Raw genomic sequence first — 18,238 nt, forward strand, 5'->3', positions numbered from 1 at the left:
CTTGAACACACTCTAAGGTAAGGCATCATGCTGCTTCGTAAACTCAATCTCGCGCCGCGTTCGGCGCTGTGTTTCGGCTTGTTCTGTCTCATGATTATCGCGATCGGATTGATCGCTCTGCAGCAAGTCGACTTGCTCAACAAGGCAGAAACGTACGTCGAGACGACGATCGTGCCGAGTATCAAGCTGCTCGGCCAACTCGATCGAGAGTTCGTCGAAATCAAGGGCAACAACGCTCGCTTGCGCAATCCGATCGAAACCCCTGAGCGCAAGGCGCAGGCGCTGATGGACATTCAGCAGTCCCGTCAGCTGATCAAAAAACATCAGCAAGCGCTCATTGATCTGCTGGCCACTGACGCTGGGCGCGAGGCGTTCGAGAAGTTTGCCAAAGCACAGAAGGTCAACGATCTGGCTCAGGAGCAATACCTTCAAACCGTGGCGAACGGGCAGCTTGAAGCGGCCATTGCGTTGTCAAAGAATCAGATGCGTGCTGCCTCGGATGGCGTACAAGTCGCGCTCAAGAAGCTGATTGCACTCAACGAAATAGAAGCTTATGAGGCGGGCAAGCAGGCCGACAATGTCTATGAGCACACGCTGTTGATCGTCAGTGTGTTCATTCTCATCGCGATCGGTGCTTCGTTGGCCCTTGCCGTGTTGTATACCCGCAGTCTGACCGTGCCGATTGCAGGCTCGCTGAGGGTAGCGGAATGCATCGCCGCCAATGATCTGAGCGAAACCATTGCGCTGGATGGCTCCGATGAGGCGGCGCAAATGCTGTCGTCATTGGCGGCGATGCAAACCAGTCTGCGAGATGCCTTGATCATGATCCGTGATTCGTCCACGCAGTTGGCCGAGACCTCGGAGGTCATGCATGGCGTCACTGAAGATATCTCGCGTATCACTCAACGTCAGAGCCATGAAATCGAAATGGCCGCCACCGCCGTCACTGAAATGAGTGCAGCGGTGGAGCAGGTTGCAGACAACGCCGCATCGACCTCGCAGCTGACGTCGGAATCAAGTGCGGCAGCCATTGCCGGTCGAAGCCAGGTCAGCGACACGGTAGCCGCAATCAACCTGATGGTGTCCAGCGTGCACAGCACCTCGGCTGAGGTGCAGGCGCTATCGACCATGGCGAGCGATATCAGCAGCGTGCTGGACGTTATCCGAGAGGTTGCCGAACAAACCAATCTGCTTGCCTTGAACGCAGCGATCGAAGCAGCGCGGGCGGGGGAGGCGGGTCGCGGTTTTGCCGTGGTTGCCGATGAGGTGAGAGGGCTGGCGCAGCGTACTCAGAAGTCGACCGAGGACATCGAGTCCATGGTCAGCTCCATTCAGTCGGGCACCAGCCGCGCAGTTTCCTCCATGAGCCACACCCGCGCTCAGGCCGAGAGAACGCTCGAAATGGCCAATATCGCCGGCGAAGTGCTGACCGACATCACTGGCTCGCTGAATCTCATCAACGAGCGAAACCTGCTGATGGCAACCGCTGCCGAGGAGCAGGCTCAGGTTGCGCGGGAAGTCGACCGCAGCCTGATCAGCATTCGTGACCTGTCATGTGAAACCGCAGAGGGGTCGAAACAGACGGCAGTCGCATCGGCGGAGCTGTCGCAATTGGCGGCGTCGCTGAACAAATTGACCAAGGAATTCAAACTTTAATCAGTAAACGTAAAGCCCTGGCTACCAGGGCTTTTTGATCGGCGCTCGATCGGCGCAGCAAAGTCCTGCGCATGGGGTGCAGAGTCAGTTTGTGCTGGCGATGCGGTTTGTGCTGTCAACTGCTCAATGCAGCTGGCGAGTTGTTTTTCATAGCTTTCAAGTACCGCTTCGGCTTCAGCTTCGCGCTCATCACGCAGGCGGAAGAAATCGTCGCGATTGAGTTGGTCCGCAACAAGTCGGATGTTTTGCTCGATGATCGCGCACAATGAATCTTCATCCTCTAACGCCGCGCTGGTCAGGGCTGCCTGTCGATTGTTTTCGAGTTCGGTTTTTGCGTGCTCAGCGGCCTTCGCCTGTTCCTTTGCGCTAAGCAGGTCGGTTTCCAAAACCTGTTTCTGTTCCGCCAGGCGCTTCAGTTCTGCGCTCATCGACTGGATTGCATCGGCGCGTTGGGTGAGTTGGACCTCCTGTTGTTGCACCACAGCCTTCAGTGGAAACAGTTCATTGAGTTGGTAGCCGGCGACCAAAGTCATGGCGATCAGTGCCAGCGCAAGAATGGTCAGGCAGTAGATGGCGGCGTTGCTCTGGGGTTTTGAGCTATTGAGGGTATCGAGGGCTCTCACGGAATCGTTTCTCCTATCAAGAGTAGACAGTGTAATAACCTCGATTCGCTGGGCCTTTAAGACGAGTCTTAAATTGTGCTCTATTTGCGTATGTCGATAACGGCTAACATTTGTTAAAGAATTCGCAGAAGGTTTATTGCTTAAACCGACTATCTAAAGTTTCTTGTGGGTCCATGAGAATTGTCTTGTTTGCGAATAAATAAACTTTTTGCTCAAGCTCCTTTTTTTCATTATCGTCTGCTGCCGCTTTGGTGGCGTTACTGCTGATAGTTTACGCAATCGTCCGCCATTCAATTGTTTGCAAACACGGCGAGTCCAGAGAGATTGCTATGAAGTTTTCCCATGTTTTAATTGTCGGTTTTTTGTATTTACTGCCATTTAACGCAATGGCTGCAATTTGCGAATTTTATCCCGACCATTCCAAGGGCAGTGTCAGGGTGGTTCTTCCAGCCACGATCTCGGTGCCTCGTGACACGCCCAACGGCACGGTTATCTATGAAAGCCCGATCGTGACCCTGGGCGCCATACCCAGCTCATTCAGGTGCTCTGCGGTACACAACGAAGGTGTACGCAATACTGTCGGCGTTACTCAGCCGGGCGCGGAGATTTTTCCTATCGGAAATACCGGAATCGGCTGGCAATGGGTCCGACCGCCATCGGGGAAAGCGTGGAAAGGCTTTCCAGGAACTACCGACACTGCTGGCGGTTGGGGTTGGAATGGTTCTGAGCACATCTTGCGTTTTGTAAAGACGGGCACTATTTCCGGCAGTGCGACGATAACCTCAGGCCAACTTGGGACCTTCGTCGCTGCAGAAATCGAGCCTCTGGCAATGAATACAAATGGCACGCGGATCGTCTCGCAGTCTTGTGAAACACCTGATGTGAAAGTGGATATGGGCAGCTACACCATGAGCGATTTTTTGCAGAACGGTGACTATGCCAAGGAGAAATACTTCTTTCTTGATATGAAAAACTGTCCTCCCGGAATCAATAACTTCAGGTACTCCTTTTCGCCCACTGCGGGCAGCCCTGCATGGAGCGCTGATACCGGCGTGGTACACCTCAACAGTAATTCCACTGCCAAAGGGCTGGCATTGCAAATGCGCTTCAGTGACAGGACGATACTCAAGCTGAACCAGAATTACATAATGAAAGCGCCAACATCGAGCGGTGGTAATGCGTCCGTTTCCTTGCAAGCCCGCTTCGTGCGCATCGAGCCTTCCAATGCGCAAATGCGAGCGGGCGATGCCAATGCCGAAATTGCCTTTGTCGTCGAGTATCTATGAGCCCAACAGCCTCTTTACCTCAGCCACAATCACCGCAATATCAAACGGCTTGGGCACCACCACATCAAACAGATCCGAACGCTGCATGCCGATGTGCGCTTGCGCGCCACTCATGAGAATGATCGGCAAGTGTTTGACGGACGGCTGGGCACGCACGGCTTCGGCGAATTCGAGGCCGTCCATGACCGGCATCATGAAGTCGGTAATAACCAGCGCCGGACGTTCTCTTTCCAGCACCTCGAGCGCTTTCTTGCCATTGCTCGCGGTCACAGTCATGAAGCCCTCATCCTCAAGCGCAAAGCCAAGAATGTCAGCAATCAGATACTCGTCGTCGACTACCAGGATGGTGGTCATGTTATTTCAACCCGCTTGCAGACTTACGAAATTGAACCAGGCAATGACTCAGCTGTGACTGAAGGTTCATTTTTCAAAGCCTTTTCCAGGAACACATCTTGATCACGGATAACCACCTCGAACCGCGACGGGTTGTAGGAGCTATCACGTATCTTGAGAATGGAAAGCGTCCTGTGAAGTTCAGCGTGATTCTCAAAGAAACGCATGAGCATCAGGTTGTCGACAATACTGGACAGGTCGGAGTTCGGTGCGCTGACCTCGGAGCCGAACAAATCGCGCATTTCCCATGAGGCGAACACCGTAACGCCTCTGGATCGCAGCTCATTCATCAGCGCGCTGAAAAAGTCGGTGATGCGTTCCGGTGTGGTTGAAACCCGAGTCATGCCGCTGAGGCTATCGATGAACAGGCGCTTGATGCCTTTTTCATCGACCAGGCTCAGCAGGCGTGCGCCGAGGCCGTCCAGCAAGCCTTCGGTAGTTGGCTGCCAGGCAATGCTCAGCGCACCGCTGTGTTCCATGTGTTCGATATCAATGCCCAGCGAACGGCCTTTGAGCCGCAGCCGCTGCGGGCTTTCATAGAAGCCGAAGTGCAGGCCCGGCGCTTCGGCCGTCGACTGTGCGATGAACTTCAGACCCAGCGTGGTCTTGCCGATCCCGGAAGGCCCCATGACCAGCGTCACGCTGGAGCTGTGCAAGCCACCACCGAGGATGTCATCCAGTGAAGCAATGCCGCTTGGGATGCGCGTCATGTCCGCGCTGTCAGGGGCGGAAGGGCGCTTGTAGAGACTTTCGAGGCGCGGATAGACGACCAGGCCGTTATCGGTGATTTCACATTCGTGAAGACCGGTCAACGCGCCGCTGCCGCGAGTCTTGCGCAAATGAATGCGGCGTACCGAACGAGTACCGAACAGCTCTTCGCCCATTTCGATGACGCCGTCGACCATCGTGTGCTCGGGGCTGCCGTCGTCCAGGCGCGAGCTGGTGAGAAACAGCACGGTGCAACCGGCGAACGCCGCATGGCCTTGCAGTTCGGAGATGAATTTTTTCGTGTCGATCGGCGAGTCGGCTTTGGAACGTGCATTGAGCAGGCCGTCAACGACCATGACGGTCGCCTTCTGCCGGGTGATTTCGCGTCGCAGCAGCTTCACGACTTCATCGAGGCCTTCGTTTTCCAGCGTATCGAATGCGCTGACAAACTGAATTTCCGCGCCGACTCGCGAGGCGTCGAAGAAACTCATGGTCGACAGAAACTGGAACAGACGGTCGTGGGACTCGGCCAGCAACGTGGCGACCAGCACACGACCGCCATTACGGGCATGGTGAAACCCTAGCTGGTTGGCAAGGATGGTCTTGCCGGAGCCCGGACGCCCTTGAATGATGTACGAGGCACCGGCGACAAAGCCCCCCTGAAGCAGCGCGTCGAGCCCTTCGATCCCGCTTTGAAGGCGTTTTAGCTTTTCCACAATGCGACCCTGATCTGAATAAACAGGCTTGTTCAGCCGAATGAGTGAAATGCTAACGCCATTTCCGGTTGAGGGCCATAAAGGCTGGGGAAAAGTAGCGTTTTTGCAATGTGAACCTGGCACGTGACTGCTCGGGATCAGGGGGTAGTGACAAGTCCGGCACAGGAAGATTCGATCTTTCGAAACCCGGAAGCCGATTACATCCATAGGCGCTGCTGCGGACCGTGAGGGTAACGCTTGCCACTTTGCTTTCATGAAATCGTCACAAAGCTGCTGCAGAGTTCGGGAGCCCGTAATCACTAGGTGTCATTTAATGAAAAGTTTGATGAAGTCTGCTGCGCTCGCCATTGCGGTATCTCTTTGTGCCACCTCGGCCTCCTTTGCAGCAGAAAATGTTCGCCTGACGGGGTCCGGAGCAAGTTTCCCGGCGCCGATCTATCTGACCTGGTTCAAGGATTTCAGCAAGAAATCCGATGGTGTCACTGTCGATTACCAATCCAAGGGCAGTGGCGCGGGCGTACAGGACTTCTTGAACAAAACCGTGGATTTCGCTGCCAGTGACTCGGCAATGAAAGACGAAGATATCGCCAAGGTCGCCGAAGGCGTGCAGTTGCTGCCAATGACCGCCGGGGAAATCGTGCTGGCCTATAACCTGCCGGGCAATCCCAAGGGCCTGAAGCTGCCACGCGACGTCTATTCCAACATTTTCCTGGGCAAGATCACGCGCTGGAACGATCCGCAGATCGTCGCAGCCAACCCGGACCTGAAACTGTCCGATACGCCGATCACGGTTGTCGTGCGTGCAGATTCCAGCGGTACGACCGCGGTATTCACCAAGCACCTGGCAACCGTCAACGCCGAGTTCAAGCAGGCGTTGGGTGAGGGCAACACCGTCAACTGGCCGGCCAGTGACAAGTTCATCAAATCGCCGAAAAACGATGGCGTAACCGCTACCGTGCGCCAGACCCCAGGTGCGATTGGTTACATCGAATATGGCTTCGCCAAGCTGGCCAAGGTCGACTTTGCCCAGTTGCAGAACAAGGCAGGCAATTACGTCGTGCCAAACGCCGAAAGCGGTGCCGAGGCCCTGGCGGCGGTGAGGATGCCGGAAAACCTGGTGGCCTGGCTGCCTGATCCGGACGGTGCCAAGTCCTATCCGATCACCTCTTATACCTGGATGATTTTCCGCAAGGACAATGGCAACCCGGCCAAGGCCAAAGCCATGCGTGAAATGGTCGAATACAGCCTGACCGAGGGGCAGAAGATTGCCGATTCGATGGGTTACATCCCGTTGCCGCAATCGGTCGTCGAACAGGTTCGCAAAGCGTCCGCCAACATTCAGTAACGCCGTGAGGTCTCTCTCGGCGCGCGCGTCTGCGCCACGCCGGGAGAGTTTTCCCCTTGTTCCGGACTTAGCCCATGAACAAACCTTTTGTCGTACCGGTTAATCCCGACTCTGCCTGCCAGCCACCCTCGACGAAGGATTTTCTGGTTGATCGCACCTTCCGCGCGCTCGCACGCATCGGTGTGGTACTGATTCTGGCGCTGGTATTTGCACTGGTGTTCGAAGTCGGACGCAAGGCACTTCCCGGTATGGAGAAGCACGGCTTTGATGTGCTTCTGGGCAGTGTGTGGGACGTCAACCAGGGCAAATACGGCATCCTGCCGGCCATCTGGGGCACGCTTTACAGCGCCTTCATCGCGTTGCTGATCGCCGGTGTCTTTGGCGTGAGCATGGCGATTTTCCTGACCCAGGATTTCCTGCCGACCAAGCTCGCTGCGCTGTTTCGCACCATCGTCGAACTGCTCGCAGCCATTCCCAGCGTGGTCTATGGCCTGTGGGGGATCTATGTGGTGATCCCGGCGATTCGGCCGCTGACGACCTGGTTGAACAGCGAACTGGGCTGGATACCTTTTTTCGGCACGTCCCTGAGCGGTCCGGGCCTGCTGCCCGCGGCTCTGGTGCTCGCCATCATGATTCTGCCGACCATTGCCGCCGTGTCGCAGGACGCGCTTACGGCTGTGCCGATGAAAACCAAACAGGCCGCGTACGGCATGGGCACTACCCATTGGGAAGCGATTCTCAAAGTGATGGTGCCTTCGGCCGCCACCGGCATTTTCGGCTCTCTGGTGCTGGGCCTGGGACGCGCGCTGGGTGAAACGATGGCGCTGGCCATGCTGGTCGGCAATGCCAACAACATTTCCCTCTCGCTGTTTGCACCGGCCAACACGCTTGCCGCTCTGCTGGCGCTGAACTTCCCCGAAGCCGGGCCGAACGAGATCGAGGTGTTGATGTATGCCGCGCTCGTGCTGATGTTGATTACGCTGATCGTGAACATTTTCGGCTCGATGATCATGATGTACGCCCAACGGGGTAACAAGTGATGACTGATCTGACCGCAGCAACAGACCTGACGGCGCCAACCGGTGCAATGCCCAGCTTGCAACGCAGATTTGAAGGCCGTGCGCTGCGCAGCCTGATCCTGACCACCCTGGTCTGGGCAGGTGCTTTGCTCGCCAGCGTGCCGCTGATTTCCGTGCTCTACATGCTGATCACCCGTGGTGGCGCGCGTCTGAACCTGGAAGTCTTCACCGAACTGCCGCCGACCGGCTTCGAGATGGGCGGCGGTTTCGGCAACGCGATGGCGGGTACCTTTGTGATGGTCGGTATCGCGGCAGCGATCGCGGTGCCGGTCGGGATCATGGCGGCCATTTTTCTGGCTGAACTGGGGCCGGACAGCAAGCTGGGGAACGCCGCACGTTTTGCCGCCAAGATGCTCACGGGCCTGCCGTCGATCCTGGCGGGGGTGTTTGCCTACGCTTTGGTAGTAATGACCACCGGCACGTATTCGGCACCGGCAGGTGGCGTGGCGCTCGCCGTCCTGATGCTGCCTATCGTGGTGCTCACCGCAGAAGAATCGATGCGCATGGTGCCCAAGATCATGAAAGATGCTGCTTATGGCATGGGCTGCACCCGCTCGCAGGTCATCTGGAAAATCATCTTGCCGACCGGCATGCCGGCGATCCTGACTGGCGTGATGCTCGCCGTGGCGCGTGCCGCAGGCGAGACGGCACCGCTGTTATTTACCGCGCTCTTCAGCAACTACTGGATCTACCACCAGGGCAATCTCGATGTCATGAATCCGACTGCCTCGCTGGCGGTGCTGATCTACAACTTCTCCGGCATGCCTTTCGATAACCAGCTCGAGCTCGCATGGGCGGCCTCGTTGGTGCTGGTGATGATCGTGCTGTTCGTGAACATCATCAGCCGGATTTTCGGCAAGCCCAAGTATTAAGAACGGGAGCATCTGATTTTGAACGTATCCACTGCGCAAATAGCCGCTCCGTTTGTCACCCAGGCGCCTGTAGTCATGGACTGCAAACTGGACAAGATTTTCTACGGCAACTTCATGGCAGTACGTGACAGCCACGTGCCCATCGAGAAAAACAAGATCACCGGATTCATCGGTCCCTCAGGCTGCGGCAAAAGCACCGTGCTGCGCAGTCTCAACCGGATGAACGATCTGGTGAAGGGTTTTCGTTTCGAGGGCCATGTGCATTTCCTCGGCCAGGACGTCTACGGCAAGGGCGTCGATCCGGTGGTCGTACGTCGCTACATCGGCATGGTGTTTCAACAGCCTAACCCGTTCTCGATGAGCATCTTCGACAACGTCGCGTTTGGTCTTCGCCTCAATCGCTACAAGGGCGATATCGGTGACCGCGTCAAGCATGCGCTGCAAGGCGCCGCGTTATGGGATGAGGTCAAGGACAAGCTCAAGGTCAGCGGCCTGTCGCTCTCCGGTGGCCAGCAACAACGCCTGTGTATCGCCCGGGCAATCGCCACCGAGCCGGAAGTCCTGCTGCTGGATGAGCCTTGTTCGGCACTGGACCCGATCGCCACTAGGCGCGTCGAAGAATTGATGGTCGAGTTGAAGAAGGACTACACCATCGCACTGGTGACCCACAACATGCAGCAAGCCATCCGTGTTGCTGACACCACAGCGTTTTTCTCGGTGGATATTTCCCAGGGCACGCGCACCGGTTATCTGGTCGAGATGGGGCCGACGGCGCAGATCTTCGACAACCCGCGTGAACAGATGACCGGCGATTACATAAGCGGCAAGTTCAGCTGAGCCTTGCCACCGGTCACGGCCGCCTACCTGCACAAGCCAAATGGATTTGGCGGGCATCGGTGGACATTTACCAAGCGTTTCCAAGGAGCTCCAATGCCTGCCACGCATCGCCTTGATTTGCCTGCGATTGAACGCGCACTGCGGGAAGTGCAGACCCGTTTCGCCGAACTCAGCCGCCACTTCACCGAGCCTCGGGACCCGTTCACTGACGAAGTTCTGCACAATGTGCTTGAAGGCTATGCGTTGGTTGACGAATATGTTGCCCGCGGCGTCGACCTGTTCGATCTGCAGCAACTGAACCTGATGCTGGAGATCAATGCCACGGTGCTTTGTGGCCGGGATCCGGCGCGCCGGCTGGAATACGCCCAGCATCTGGCAGCCACTGAGGCGCACTTCTTCAACAACGTCGAGGGCGGCATCAAGGACTTGTACAACTGGTATTGCGCGTATCGCAGTGAGTCAGTCTGGAAACGTGCAGCGGGTGTCTATGTGCGCATTCTGAGCAAGCCGCAGCTGTTTATCGAAGGCAACAACCGCAGTGGCTCGCTGATTGTCAGCTACTTGCTCATGCGGGCAGGGCTGCCTCCATTCGTGTTGACCCTGGAAAATGCCGAGGGCTATTTCAACCCGTCCTCGGTCATCCGCAACTCCGCCAAGCATGGCGTCAAGGCGTTGTACGAATTGCCCAAGATCAAGAAAAAATATGCAGCATTCTTAGAAGAACAGGCGCCCGATCCAATGAAGTTCTTTCTCAAAGGCAAGCCTTTGCCTCTCTCTCAAGGTGGCCATTGATGAACTGGGCACCAGCATTTGCCAGATTGAAAACCTTCGGCAGCTGGGCAAGGCAGGCTATCCGCTGCGCTTTGCCGCAGTTGTTCGAACGTCAGCGCATACGGATTTCGTTCGATATAGATGACACGCTCGCCTGCCAGCTTCATCACTGCGCAGTCGAGAAGAGTCGACTACCGGCCTGTATCCATCGTTGGTTGGGTGAGCCGTTGCGGATGGGCACACGATCGCTGATCCGAGAACTGCGTCGCCAGGATTGCAGTGTCTGGGTCTACACCTCATCCGGGCGCACGCCGTCCTATATCAGGCGCTGGTTGGCGCTGTACGGTATCCGCGTCGACGGCGTGGTCAACAGCGTGCTGCACAACCGTGCGCTGACGGCGCACGGGATGTCGAACGCGCCTTCCAAGTATCCGCCAGCGTTCGACATCGACTTGCATGTCGATGATTCGGAGGGTGTGCAGATTGAAGGCAAGGATCATGGCTTCCGGGTGGTCGTGGTGCATCCCGAGGATGATCGCTGGGCGCAGAAAGTGCTGGATTCGGTGGCCAAGGTCCAGGCGCAGCTCGCCTGGCAGCAAATGCTCAGACCTCAGGCGCCGGTGCAACAGCGTGCGGAGGCTGTCTTTGAGTCGCTTGGCTGAGCGGGTACGCATTGGCTATCTGGACAGCAGCGCCTCAGTTTCACCAGCGGCAATATTCATATCTGTTTGAGTTAGTGGGGCTCCCGGATAAAGCGTTTCTGAGATGAACTCATCAGAAGCTCTTAAGAAGGCCACGCAGCTTTCAAAGCAACGCGCCACTTCTTCGAGCTTGATTTCATAGGCTGAGGCGATTTCATGGCAAATGATATGTCTCAGCTCGAACGTCCTGGCAACGTCTGCAAAAACATCGTTTGGATTTTCTAAGATTGGTGCAACTGCTTCGCCTTTGATTTCGTGCGCCCAGCGATCAACAACGGTCTCAAGCCCCTTCAAGAAACTGGTGTCAGGAATGGAAGAGAGTGTGACATTGATGTGTTCAAGTCGACTTATCTGAACGCCATGAGCGACTAGCTCGCCTACGGTGATTGCTTTTCCATGGACCGCTCTCAGGACTGAGAAGTCTAGCCTGATCAATGAGGCCGGCTTTTCGGCATTGGTTAGATATGGTTCGCCTGAATCAATCAGATCTTTGATAACCATCCGAAAATAGCCTTCCACGCAAGCTATCAAAGCGACGGGGAAGTACCTGACAAGCTCTCCATCTAGATCCTTGTGATTTTGAAAGGCTTGCTCAAGAGTCCGGAAGCTCCATCATCGCGCAGCCAGATGGCCTTCTCTGACGGAATTCCCGATTTCTTGAATGATGTCTCTGGTTTTGCTCATGGTTGGTTTCCACTGAAAAGAATTCATTCGGCTCGAGTCACATGGTAGATGAGAGCTGCATCATTGGAGCTTGTCTGAGTATTGATAGAAAACCGGCGGGGGACCCTGAGACTTTCGAAATAGTACGGGGTCGGAAAGCCGCGGGATCGCGTTAGTGGGAGGCCCGCCAGCTTACTTAAATTTCAATCATTGAAATCTTGAAAGGATTCATTGAAAAGCCGCTGAAAAGGAGGGCTCTTGACCGGAATCACATACATGTCCAAAAGCGCCTTCGCCGCGCACATCGGTCGATCACCGAGCTACATCACTTGGCTTAAGGAAAATGGTCGAGGCAGCCAGGGCATTGCGACCGAAACCGGCTTGGAGCACTGTCCGAAGTTGGATAGGCAGCGATCGAGCAACGGATACCTGATATGCCCATATTGTTTAGCACCTGCCGAGCAAGCACTTTAAGATAGCCTCCCGTCATGAACACCCATCCGTGCTGCATCCCGTCGTCGGCCCTGCTTGCGATTCGATCCGAATGATTTAATGAAGGTTTATCGTGGACGCTGAAGTTCGTCTTCCCGGGAGCCGCGGCGTTTTTTGCCTGGGCATGCTGCAGATTCTGGTTTGGGGGGGGTCGTTCTTTCTGCTCGCTGTTATGGGGGAGCCGATTATTCGCGACACTGGCTGGGGCAGCCAGTGGGTGTATGGCGCATTGTCATTGAGCCTTATGATCTCAGCGCTGTTAGCGCCTCTCTCCAGTCGCCTGGTGGCGCGTTTCGGTGGCCGTTTGCAGTTAGCCTGCAGTGGCCTGTTAGTCGCGCTAGGACTGTTGATCGCCGCTGCCTGTCATACCTTGCCGGTGTTCCTGCTGGCTTGGGCCGTTATTGGTATCGGCATGGCCGCGGGGCTTTACGAAGCGCTGTTTTCCACCCTCGGGGCGCTGTATGCGGAGCGAGCTGCCAGGGCGATCACCGGTATCACGCTGATCTCCGGGTTCGCCACTACCCTGACCTGGCCGCTAGTTGCATCGGCCATCGAGCACGTGGGCTGGCGAGGGACATGCGTTGGATACGCAGTGCTGCTTTTGCTCTCGACCCCCTTGTATTTGATCGTATTGCCAAGCGGTGGCAAGTTGCGCCGGATCAGGGGCACCAGCGAGCAAAATAACCCACCGGTAGACAAGCGCTTATACCTGCTGTTGATTTGGATCTTCGCGTTGGGCGCGATAATTATGACCGCGATCTCGGTGCAATTAGTAACCGTGCTCCAGGGGCTTGGCTACTCATTGACAGCCGCGATCGCACTGTCGTCTCTGCTCGGCCCGAGCCAGGTGGCTTCACGTGTTCTACAAATGATTGCAGGCAAGCGTCATCCGATCTGGACGGCGCTGGTGTCGGCGATGCTGGTTGCACTCGGGGTAGTACTGGTTGCCTTCGCGCCGGGCGCAACGGCCGTCGGTTTAGTGTTGTACGGTCTTGGCAACGGATTGCGTGCGATCGTCCGAGGAATGCTGCCGCTGGTATTGATGCCAGCATCGCAGTACGTGGCGCTCATGGGCAAATGTCGCGCCCCTCGTTGATCGGCCAGGCGTTGACCCCCTTGGCCGGAGGCTACTTGATGCAGCAGTTCGGAGCGACGGGTGTCCTCGTCACGCTGTGTAGTCTGGCCGTGATAAACGTGGTTCTGGTGGGGCTGATATTAAGGTTTTTGCAACGTTCTCGCGCGACGGATAAATCAGAAGTAGAGGAAAGTCACGATGGCCGATGAAAAACGAAGCGAGCATCTGATTGAAGGTCCAGCGGGTCTGATCGAACTCATAATCGATGAGCCGAGCTGCCCCCCGAAGGGAATCGTACTCGTGAGTCATCCCCAACCGCTGCTGGGCGGTAGCCCGCATCATCTGGTGCCATTAACGCTGGCACGCAAACTCAATGCAGAGGGATGGCGAGTGGTCCGCCCGAGCTTTCGTGGTGTAGGTAAATCCACCGGTGCGCATGACGAAGGCATCGGTGAAAGCGAAGATAGCATCATCGTCGTCAACCACCTTCAGCGCCTATACCCACAGCTGCCATCGCCCTGGTCGGATTTTCATTTGGCGCCCATGTGTATGCACGAGTGGCGTGTGCGCTCAATAACAGACTGCACGCGGTAGCTCTCTTGGGGTTGCCGGTTGGACTTGTACCTGGTGGAAGGCTGTACGAACCGCTGGCATTGCCTGCCGAGTGTCTCCTGCTGCATGGAGAACAGGACGAAATGGCCCCCTTGGCAAACCTATTTGACTGGGCGAGGCCGGAGCGTCGGGCCGTGGTGGTGTTTCCAGGTAGCAATCACTTTTTTAGAGGTTGCCTGGCGCAAGTCGCGCAGCATGTGGCGACGCACCTGGACCACGCATTCTGATCAACCAGTGAGTATTGCCTGGAATCGTTGACATCACAGCGCGTTGCGTTCCGAAGTGTTGGGGCACGACAACAGTGCGATGCTCATCCGTACGATCCAAGCCTCTATCCATGCTTCATCGACCGGCATCGGTCGGTTGCGCATGCCATCGGTAGTGTCAATCAATGCGTAAATCGCCGCGATTGCGCTGGGGATATCCTGCACGTTGAAATGCCCGGACCTTAGCCCTTGTTCTATCGCCTGATGCAACGGCGCCTGCAACCGATCAAGCGCCTGCGCTAACCAGATGCGGTGGCTTGCTTTGACATGTCGAGACTCATGGCGCAGCAGTAGCTCTTCGCAGGGATGAGAGCGTTGACGCGCCAGGAGAAAGCTCAGATAGCCCCGCAGGTCACGGGTATACGGGCCACTTTTCCAAGCCTCCAGCCGATGAGCAAGGATGTTCAGCAGAACATCAAGCAGCAGGTCCTCTTTGCTCGCGATATGGTGGTAGAGGCTGCCGGGTTGCAGGCCAACACGAGCGGCTAGTTGCCGCATGCTCATAGCGCCGTAGCCCTGCTCGGCCATTAGTTCACGAGCCGCCTCCAACAGGAAGTCCGGGCAATTCTGCGTGCGCGCGCCTTCAGGCATAGGCTGGCAATCTGGAAAGGGCACGCAGTAACGAACAGACAGCGCGGCGGCAGCGGTTACGTGAAGGGCTCTTTTTCATTATTTACCTCCAAACTAGGAATAGCCTTTCAGGCTGCCGGGTTTCTCGCATCCGCAGAAGTAGCCTACCTGCGACAAACCGCTCTGCTCAGTCGTCTTGCGTGATGCGCGCAAGCGTTGCACGAGCACGCAGTATTACGGGCGCATCGACCATTTGCCCGTCAAGGGTGAACACCCCGGCACCACCTTCGGCGCCCGCTATGACTCGGCGTGCCCAGTGCACCTCGGCTGACGAAGGCCGCAACGCCTGGTGAATTAACCTGACCTGGCTGGGATGGATGCACAGTGCGCCGCCAAATCCCATGTCGCGTACGAACTCGGTGTGCCGGCACAAGCCGTCGGTGTCGTGGATGGAGGGGTACACTCCGTCCAATGGTGCAGCAAGATTCGCTACTCGTGTGTGCAGCAAGATAGCGTAGCGCGCGTGCGCCAACACTTGCTCGGCGGCGTCACTGCCGCTGCGCAGATTCAGATCGAGCCCCAGGTCAAGGCTGCCGAAAGACAATCGTTCAACGCCGACGCTCGTCGCCAGCTGGGGCAATGCCGCGAGCCCACGCGCGCTTTCGATAATCGGCCACACAGGCTTGGCCGTCGAGTATGCCAGGCGAACCTGCTCGACTGTCTCGGCCTTAGGCAACAGAATGCCGCGCACTCCCGGATGACGCTTACATAGGTCCAGATCAGCCTCATGTGCCCAGTGCTCAGGTGCGTTGACACGGACCAGCACTTGGGCCTGCGGGTGCTCCGCCAGGAAGGTATCGAGGTTGTGCCGGGCCTGCTCCTTGGCGCTCTCCTCGACTGCGTCCTCAAGATCGACTATCACCCTATCTGCACCACTTGCCAGCGCTTTGGGGATGCGTTCCGGCCGGCTGGCAGGCACGAACAGGGCACTGCGTACGACTGACTGGCTCATAATGCATCTCCTGTAGTGAACTCAACTTCGCCGGATTGCGCCATACCGGCCTCTGCGGTTGCCCAGATCTGCGCCTTGCCGGCGTCCGTCAGCCGGCCACCCACCTCGAATGCCTGTGGTGAAATCAGCGGGCGCAAGCCGCGGAAATTGAAGCTATGAACTATGGCAGCCGGGTTGGCCCGCTGGAACGCGCGCAGGCTGAGCGTCGCGATCAGTGGGCCATGTACCACCAACCCTGGATAGCCTTCAACCTCAGTGACATATGGCCAATCGTAGTGGATCCGATGGCCATTGAAGGTGACTGCCGAATAGCGGAACAGCAGCGTCGCATCGGGAATGACTGCTTCCTGCCAAGCGCCTTCAGGGGCGGCCTCGGTGCCGGCGAGCTTGGGCGGGGATGGCTCGCGGTAGACGATATCCTGCTCCTCGACCAGCACTTCACGCCCCTCCTGAACATATTCGTGCTTTACCGTGACAAACAGCAGTGAGCCGGTTCTGCCGTGTTTGTCTTGTACATTGAGGATGGTCGAGCGCCGTGAAACTTCGGCGTCCACCCGCAACGGTGAAAGGAACTTCAGACGGCTGCCTGCCCACATGCGGTTGCGGTCGTCCGCCGGCGGCAAGAAGCCACCACGTGCAGGATGGCCATCGCTACCCAGGCCTGCTGCGTCGACGGTGTCCTGGAAGAATGCCCAGTGCCAGAGCAAGGGCAGGGCATCGCCTGGACCAGGTGCCGGTTCGCTCAAGGTCGCGGCGATGCGCTTGACCAAGTTATGTGTGATCCGATCCTGACTGGTTTCAGTGCGGCCGATCCAGGCGCTGAGGTCTCGTGTTGTCATTCTGCGTGTCCTCGTTCGTTCAAAGGTGGCTGGCAAGTGCCGGGACTGCTTCAAACAAGTCCGTCACCAAGCCGTAATCGGCCACCTGGAAGATCGGCGCTTCTTCGTCCTTGTTGATCGCAACGATCACCTTAGAGTCTTTCATACCGGCCAGATGCTGGATCGCGCCGGAGATACCGGCGGCGATGTACAGCTGTGGCGCAACGATCTTGCCGGTCTGACCGACCTGCATATCGTTCGGTACGAAACCTGCGTCGACCGCAGCGCGTGAAGCGCCAACAGCAGCGCCGAGCTTGTCGGCCAGCGCGTACAGGTGTTTGAAGTTGTCACCGTTCTGCATGCCGCGACCGCCGGAAACGACGATCTTGGCAGCGGTCAGCTCAGGACGATCGGACTTGGCCAGCTCTTCGCTGATGAAGCTCGAGGTACTGGCGTCGTGCGCAGCGCCAACGGCTTCAACGGCAGCCGAACCACCTTCAGCAGCAACCGGATCGAAACCGGTGGCACGCACGGTGATCACTTTGATCGCGGCGGTTGATTGCACTGTGGCGATGGCGTTACCGGCGTAGATCGGACGCTTGAAAGTGTCAGCGCTTTCTACCGAGATGATCTCGGAGATCTGGTCAACGTCCAGCGCAGCAGCAACGCGCGGCAGGATGTTTTTGCCGTTGGAGGTCGCGGCAGCCAGGATGTGGCTGTAGCCAGCGCCCAGCTCTGCAACCAGCGGTGCAACGTTTTCCGGCAGCTGATGCGCGTAAGCGGCGTTGTCGGCATTCAGGACTTTGCTCACGCCAGCGATTTTCGCTGCGGCTTCGGCCACCGGGCCTGCGCCCTGACCTGCTACCAGAACGTGGATGTCGCCGCCGATTTTTGCCGCAGCAGCCACGGTGTTCAGTGTGGCCGGGGCCAGCACTTTGTTGTCGTGTTCAGCAATAACCAAGATAGTCATTTAGATTACCTTCGCTTCGTTCTTGAGTTTTTCAACCAGTTCAGCCACCGACTTGACCTTGATGCCCGCGCTGCGTGCAGCCGGCGCTTCGACTTTCAGGGTCTTGTTGGTGGAGGCGGTGGAAACGCCCAAAGCGTCCGGAGTCAGCACTTCGAGAGGCTTCTTCTTGGCTTTCATGATGTTTGGCAGGGACGCGTAGCGCGGCTCGTTCAAACGCAGGTCGGTGGTGACGATGGCCGGCAGTTTCAGCGAAACGGTCTGCGCGCCGCCGTCGATTTCGCGAGTCACGGCAACGCTGTCGCCGGAGACTTCGACTTTCGAAGCGAAGGTGCCCTGACCGTAGCCGCTCAGTGCCGCGAGCATCTGGCCGGTCTGGTTGTTGTCGCTGTCGATCGCCTGTTTGCCGAGGATCACCAGCTGCGGCTGTTCCTTGTCGACAACGGCCTTGAGCAGCTTGGCCACGGCCAGCGAGGTCAGGTCTTCAGCGGATTCGACGAGGATGGCACGGTCGGCACCCAGAGCCAGTGCGGTACGCAGCTGCTCCTGAGCGGTGGTCGGGCCGATGGAGACGACGACGATTTCAGTCGCAACACCTTTCTCTTTCAGGCGTACGGCTTCTTCCACGGCGATTTCGCAGAATGGGTTCATCGACATCTTGACGTTTGCGAGGTCGACGCCGGAATTGTCCGCCTTGACGCGGACCTTGACGTTGTAGTCGACCACACGCTTGATTGCGACCAGCACTTTCATGGGCAGTATGACTCTCTGATTAT

At 57.2% G+C, this 18,238-nt stretch carries 17 protein-coding genes and 3 pseudogenes; 11 read left to right on the plus strand and 9 right to left on the minus strand.

Annotated features, from left to right (window positions below):
* The first annotated feature begins 27 nt into the window (after nt 1-27).
* Nucleotides 28-1,656, plus strand: coding sequence for a methyl-accepting chemotaxis protein (locus FEE99_RS16940; RefSeq protein ID WP_041478779.1), 1,629 nt, complete (start codon nt 28-30; stop codon nt 1,654-1,656).
* Here FEE99_RS16940 and FEE99_RS16945 read toward each other — a convergent pair.
* A complete protein-coding gene (locus FEE99_RS16945) occupies nt 1,653-2,279 on the minus strand; it encodes a hypothetical protein (protein WP_041478780.1) in 627 nt (208 codons plus the stop codon). The two genes, FEE99_RS16940 and FEE99_RS16945, sit on opposite strands and share 4 nt — an antisense overlap.
* A gap of 329 nt (nt 2,280-2,608) precedes the next feature.
* On the opposite strand from FEE99_RS16945, the gene FEE99_RS16950 reads away from it, so the two are divergent.
* The gene (locus FEE99_RS16950) at nt 2,609-3,565 is read left to right on the plus strand and encodes a fimbrial protein (protein WP_041478781.1); all 957 of its coding nucleotides are present in this window, start codon (nt 2,609-2,611) and stop codon (nt 3,563-3,565) included.
* Here the strand turns inward: FEE99_RS16950 and FEE99_RS16955 are convergent.
* Together FEE99_RS16955 and FEE99_RS16960 are read right to left on the minus strand one after the other, a co-directional pair.
* Nucleotides 3,560-3,919 carry a response regulator gene (locus tag FEE99_RS16955; RefSeq protein WP_016774585.1) on the minus strand — a complete coding sequence of 120 codons (360 nt, stop codon included), beginning with the start codon at nt 3,917-3,919 and terminating at the stop codon, nt 3,560-3,562. The two genes, FEE99_RS16950 and FEE99_RS16955, sit on opposite strands and share 6 nt — an antisense overlap.
* A gap of 23 nt (nt 3,920-3,942) precedes the next feature.
* A complete protein-coding gene (locus FEE99_RS16960; RefSeq protein WP_041478782.1) occupies nt 3,943-5,382 on the minus strand; it encodes an ATPase domain-containing protein in 1,440 nt (479 codons plus the stop codon).
* 313 nt (nt 5,383-5,695) lie between these two features.
* Here FEE99_RS16960 and pstS point away from each other — a divergent pair, with 313 nt between their 5' ends.
* The 6 genes from pstS to FEE99_RS16990 all read left to right on the plus strand — a co-directional run bounded on the left by pstS (nt 5,696) and on the right by FEE99_RS16990 (nt 10,948).
* Nucleotides 5,696-6,727, plus strand: coding sequence for a phosphate ABC transporter substrate-binding protein PstS (gene pstS, locus FEE99_RS16965; RefSeq protein WP_041478783.1), 1,032 nt, complete (start codon nt 5,696-5,698; stop codon nt 6,725-6,727).
* 74 nt (nt 6,728-6,801) lie between these two features.
* Nucleotides 6,802-7,767 (plus strand): phosphate ABC transporter permease subunit PstC, encoded by a 966-nt coding sequence (pstC, locus tag FEE99_RS16970; RefSeq protein ID WP_024012838.1) that lies wholly within the window; start codon nt 6,802-6,804, stop codon nt 7,765-7,767.
* Complete coding sequence (gene pstA, locus FEE99_RS16975) at nt 7,767-8,678, plus strand: phosphate ABC transporter permease PstA (protein ID WP_016774590.1); 912 nt, start codon at nt 7,767-7,769, stop codon at nt 8,676-8,678. Before pstC ends, pstA begins: the two co-directional genes overlap by 1 nt.
* Before the next feature lie 75 nt (nt 8,679-8,753).
* A complete protein-coding gene (gene pstB / locus FEE99_RS16980) occupies nt 8,754-9,515 on the plus strand; it encodes a phosphate ABC transporter ATP-binding protein PstB (RefSeq protein ID WP_016774591.1) in 762 nt (253 codons plus the stop codon).
* A 93-nt stretch (nt 9,516-9,608) separates the two neighbouring features.
* A complete protein-coding gene (locus FEE99_RS16985; RefSeq protein WP_041478784.1) occupies nt 9,609-10,307 on the plus strand; it encodes a hypothetical protein in 699 nt (232 codons plus the stop codon).
* Nucleotides 10,307-10,948 (plus strand): hypothetical protein, encoded by a 642-nt coding sequence (locus tag FEE99_RS16990; RefSeq protein WP_041478785.1) that lies wholly within the window; start codon nt 10,307-10,309, stop codon nt 10,946-10,948. The genes FEE99_RS16985 and FEE99_RS16990 overlap by 1 nt, the downstream gene beginning before the upstream one ends.
* 15 nt (nt 10,949-10,963) lie before the next feature.
* Here the strand turns inward: FEE99_RS16990 and FEE99_RS16995 are convergent, their stop codons facing one another.
* Entirely contained in the window at nt 10,964-11,488 is a 525-nt protein-coding gene (locus FEE99_RS16995) for a hypothetical protein (RefSeq protein WP_041478786.1), read from the minus strand.
* Between the two features lie 438 nt (nt 11,489-11,926).
* On the opposite strand from FEE99_RS16995, the pseudogene FEE99_RS17000 reads away from it, so the two are divergent.
* The 3 pseudogenes from FEE99_RS17000 to FEE99_RS17010 all read left to right on the plus strand — a co-directional run.
* A pseudogene (locus FEE99_RS17000) lies at nt 11,927-12,001 on the plus strand (terminase small subunit); the annotation flags it as partial.
* A gap of 265 nt (nt 12,002-12,266) precedes the next feature.
* Nucleotides 12,267-13,426: pseudogene (locus tag FEE99_RS17005) on the plus strand (MFS transporter).
* Nucleotides 13,416-14,056, plus strand: a pseudogene (locus FEE99_RS17010) (alpha/beta hydrolase). Before FEE99_RS17005 ends, FEE99_RS17010 begins: the two co-directional pseudogenes overlap by 11 nt.
* Before the next feature lie 33 nt (nt 14,057-14,089).
* Here FEE99_RS17010 and FEE99_RS17015 read toward each other — a convergent pair.
* From FEE99_RS17015 to FEE99_RS17035, 5 genes are all read right to left on the minus strand, one after another.
* On the minus strand, nt 14,090-14,686 hold the full coding sequence (locus FEE99_RS17015; RefSeq protein ID WP_052392176.1) for a TetR/AcrR family transcriptional regulator: 597 nt from the start codon (nt 14,684-14,686) through the stop codon (nt 14,090-14,092).
* 166 nt (nt 14,687-14,852) lie between these two features.
* Nucleotides 14,853-15,677 carry an HpcH/HpaI aldolase/citrate lyase family protein gene (locus tag FEE99_RS17020; RefSeq protein ID WP_041478787.1) on the minus strand — a complete coding sequence of 275 codons (825 nt, stop codon included), beginning with the start codon at nt 15,675-15,677 and terminating at the stop codon, nt 14,853-14,855.
* Complete coding sequence (locus tag FEE99_RS17025; protein WP_041478788.1) at nt 15,674-16,516, minus strand: FAS1-like dehydratase domain-containing protein; 843 nt, start codon at nt 16,514-16,516, stop codon at nt 15,674-15,676. The genes FEE99_RS17020 and FEE99_RS17025 overlap by 4 nt, the downstream gene beginning before the upstream one ends.
* A gap of 19 nt (nt 16,517-16,535) precedes the next feature.
* Nucleotides 16,536-17,465 carry an electron transfer flavoprotein subunit alpha/FixB family protein gene (locus FEE99_RS17030; protein ID WP_064361159.1) on the minus strand — a complete coding sequence of 310 codons (930 nt, stop codon included), beginning with the start codon at nt 17,463-17,465 and terminating at the stop codon, nt 16,536-16,538.
* Nucleotides 17,466-18,215, minus strand: a complete 750-nt coding sequence (locus FEE99_RS17035; protein ID WP_041481083.1) for an electron transfer flavoprotein subunit beta/FixA family protein — start codon at nt 18,213-18,215, stop codon at nt 17,466-17,468.
* Nucleotides 18,216-18,238: the final 23 nt, after the last annotated feature.

Source organism: Pseudomonas sp. ef1, assembly GCF_007293365.2.
Taxonomy (GTDB): Bacteria; Pseudomonadota; Gammaproteobacteria; order Pseudomonadales; family Pseudomonadaceae; genus Aquipseudomonas; species Aquipseudomonas siliginis.

Bases quoted from the DNA above. Each gene is read 5' to 3' on its own strand.
- FEE99_RS16940 (WP_041478779.1), top strand. From the start codon at position 28: ATGCTGCTTCGTAAACTCAATCTCGCGCCGCGTTCGGCGCTGTGTTTC.
- FEE99_RS16950 (WP_041478781.1), top strand. From the start codon at position 2,609: ATGAAGTTTTCCCATGTTTTAATTGTCGGTTTTTTGTATTTACTGCCA.
- FEE99_RS16955 (WP_016774585.1), bottom strand. From the start codon at position 3,919: ATGACCACCATCCTGGTAGTCGACGACGAGTATCTGATTGCTGACATT.
- pstS (WP_041478783.1), top strand. From the start codon at position 5,696: ATGAAAAGTTTGATGAAGTCTGCTGCGCTCGCCATTGCGGTATCTCTT.
- pstC (WP_024012838.1), top strand. From the start codon at position 6,802: ATGAACAAACCTTTTGTCGTACCGGTTAATCCCGACTCTGCCTGCCAG.
- pstA (WP_016774590.1), top strand. From the start codon at position 7,767: ATGACTGATCTGACCGCAGCAACAGACCTGACGGCGCCAACCGGTGCA.
- pstB (WP_016774591.1), top strand. From the start codon at position 8,754: ATGGACTGCAAACTGGACAAGATTTTCTACGGCAACTTCATGGCAGTA.
- FEE99_RS16985 (WP_041478784.1), top strand. From the start codon at position 9,609: ATGCCTGCCACGCATCGCCTTGATTTGCCTGCGATTGAACGCGCACTG.
- FEE99_RS16990 (WP_041478785.1), top strand. From the start codon at position 10,307: ATGAACTGGGCACCAGCATTTGCCAGATTGAAAACCTTCGGCAGCTGG.
- FEE99_RS16995 (WP_041478786.1), bottom strand. From the start codon at position 11,488: ATGGTTATCAAAGATCTGATTGATTCAGGCGAACCATATCTAACCAAT.
- FEE99_RS17015 (WP_052392176.1), bottom strand. From the start codon at position 14,686: ATGCCTGAAGGCGCGCGCACGCAGAATTGCCCGGACTTCCTGTTGGAG.
- FEE99_RS17020 (WP_041478787.1), bottom strand. From the start codon at position 15,677: ATGAGCCAGTCAGTCGTACGCAGTGCCCTGTTCGTGCCTGCCAGCCGG.
- FEE99_RS17025 (WP_041478788.1), bottom strand. From the start codon at position 16,516: ATGACAACACGAGACCTCAGCGCCTGGATCGGCCGCACTGAAACCAGT.
- FEE99_RS17030 (WP_064361159.1), bottom strand. From the start codon at position 17,465: ATGACTATCTTGGTTATTGCTGAACACGACAACAAAGTGCTGGCCCCG.
- FEE99_RS17035 (WP_041481083.1), bottom strand. From the start codon at position 18,215: ATGAAAGTGCTGGTCGCAATCAAGCGTGTGGTCGACTACAACGTCAAG.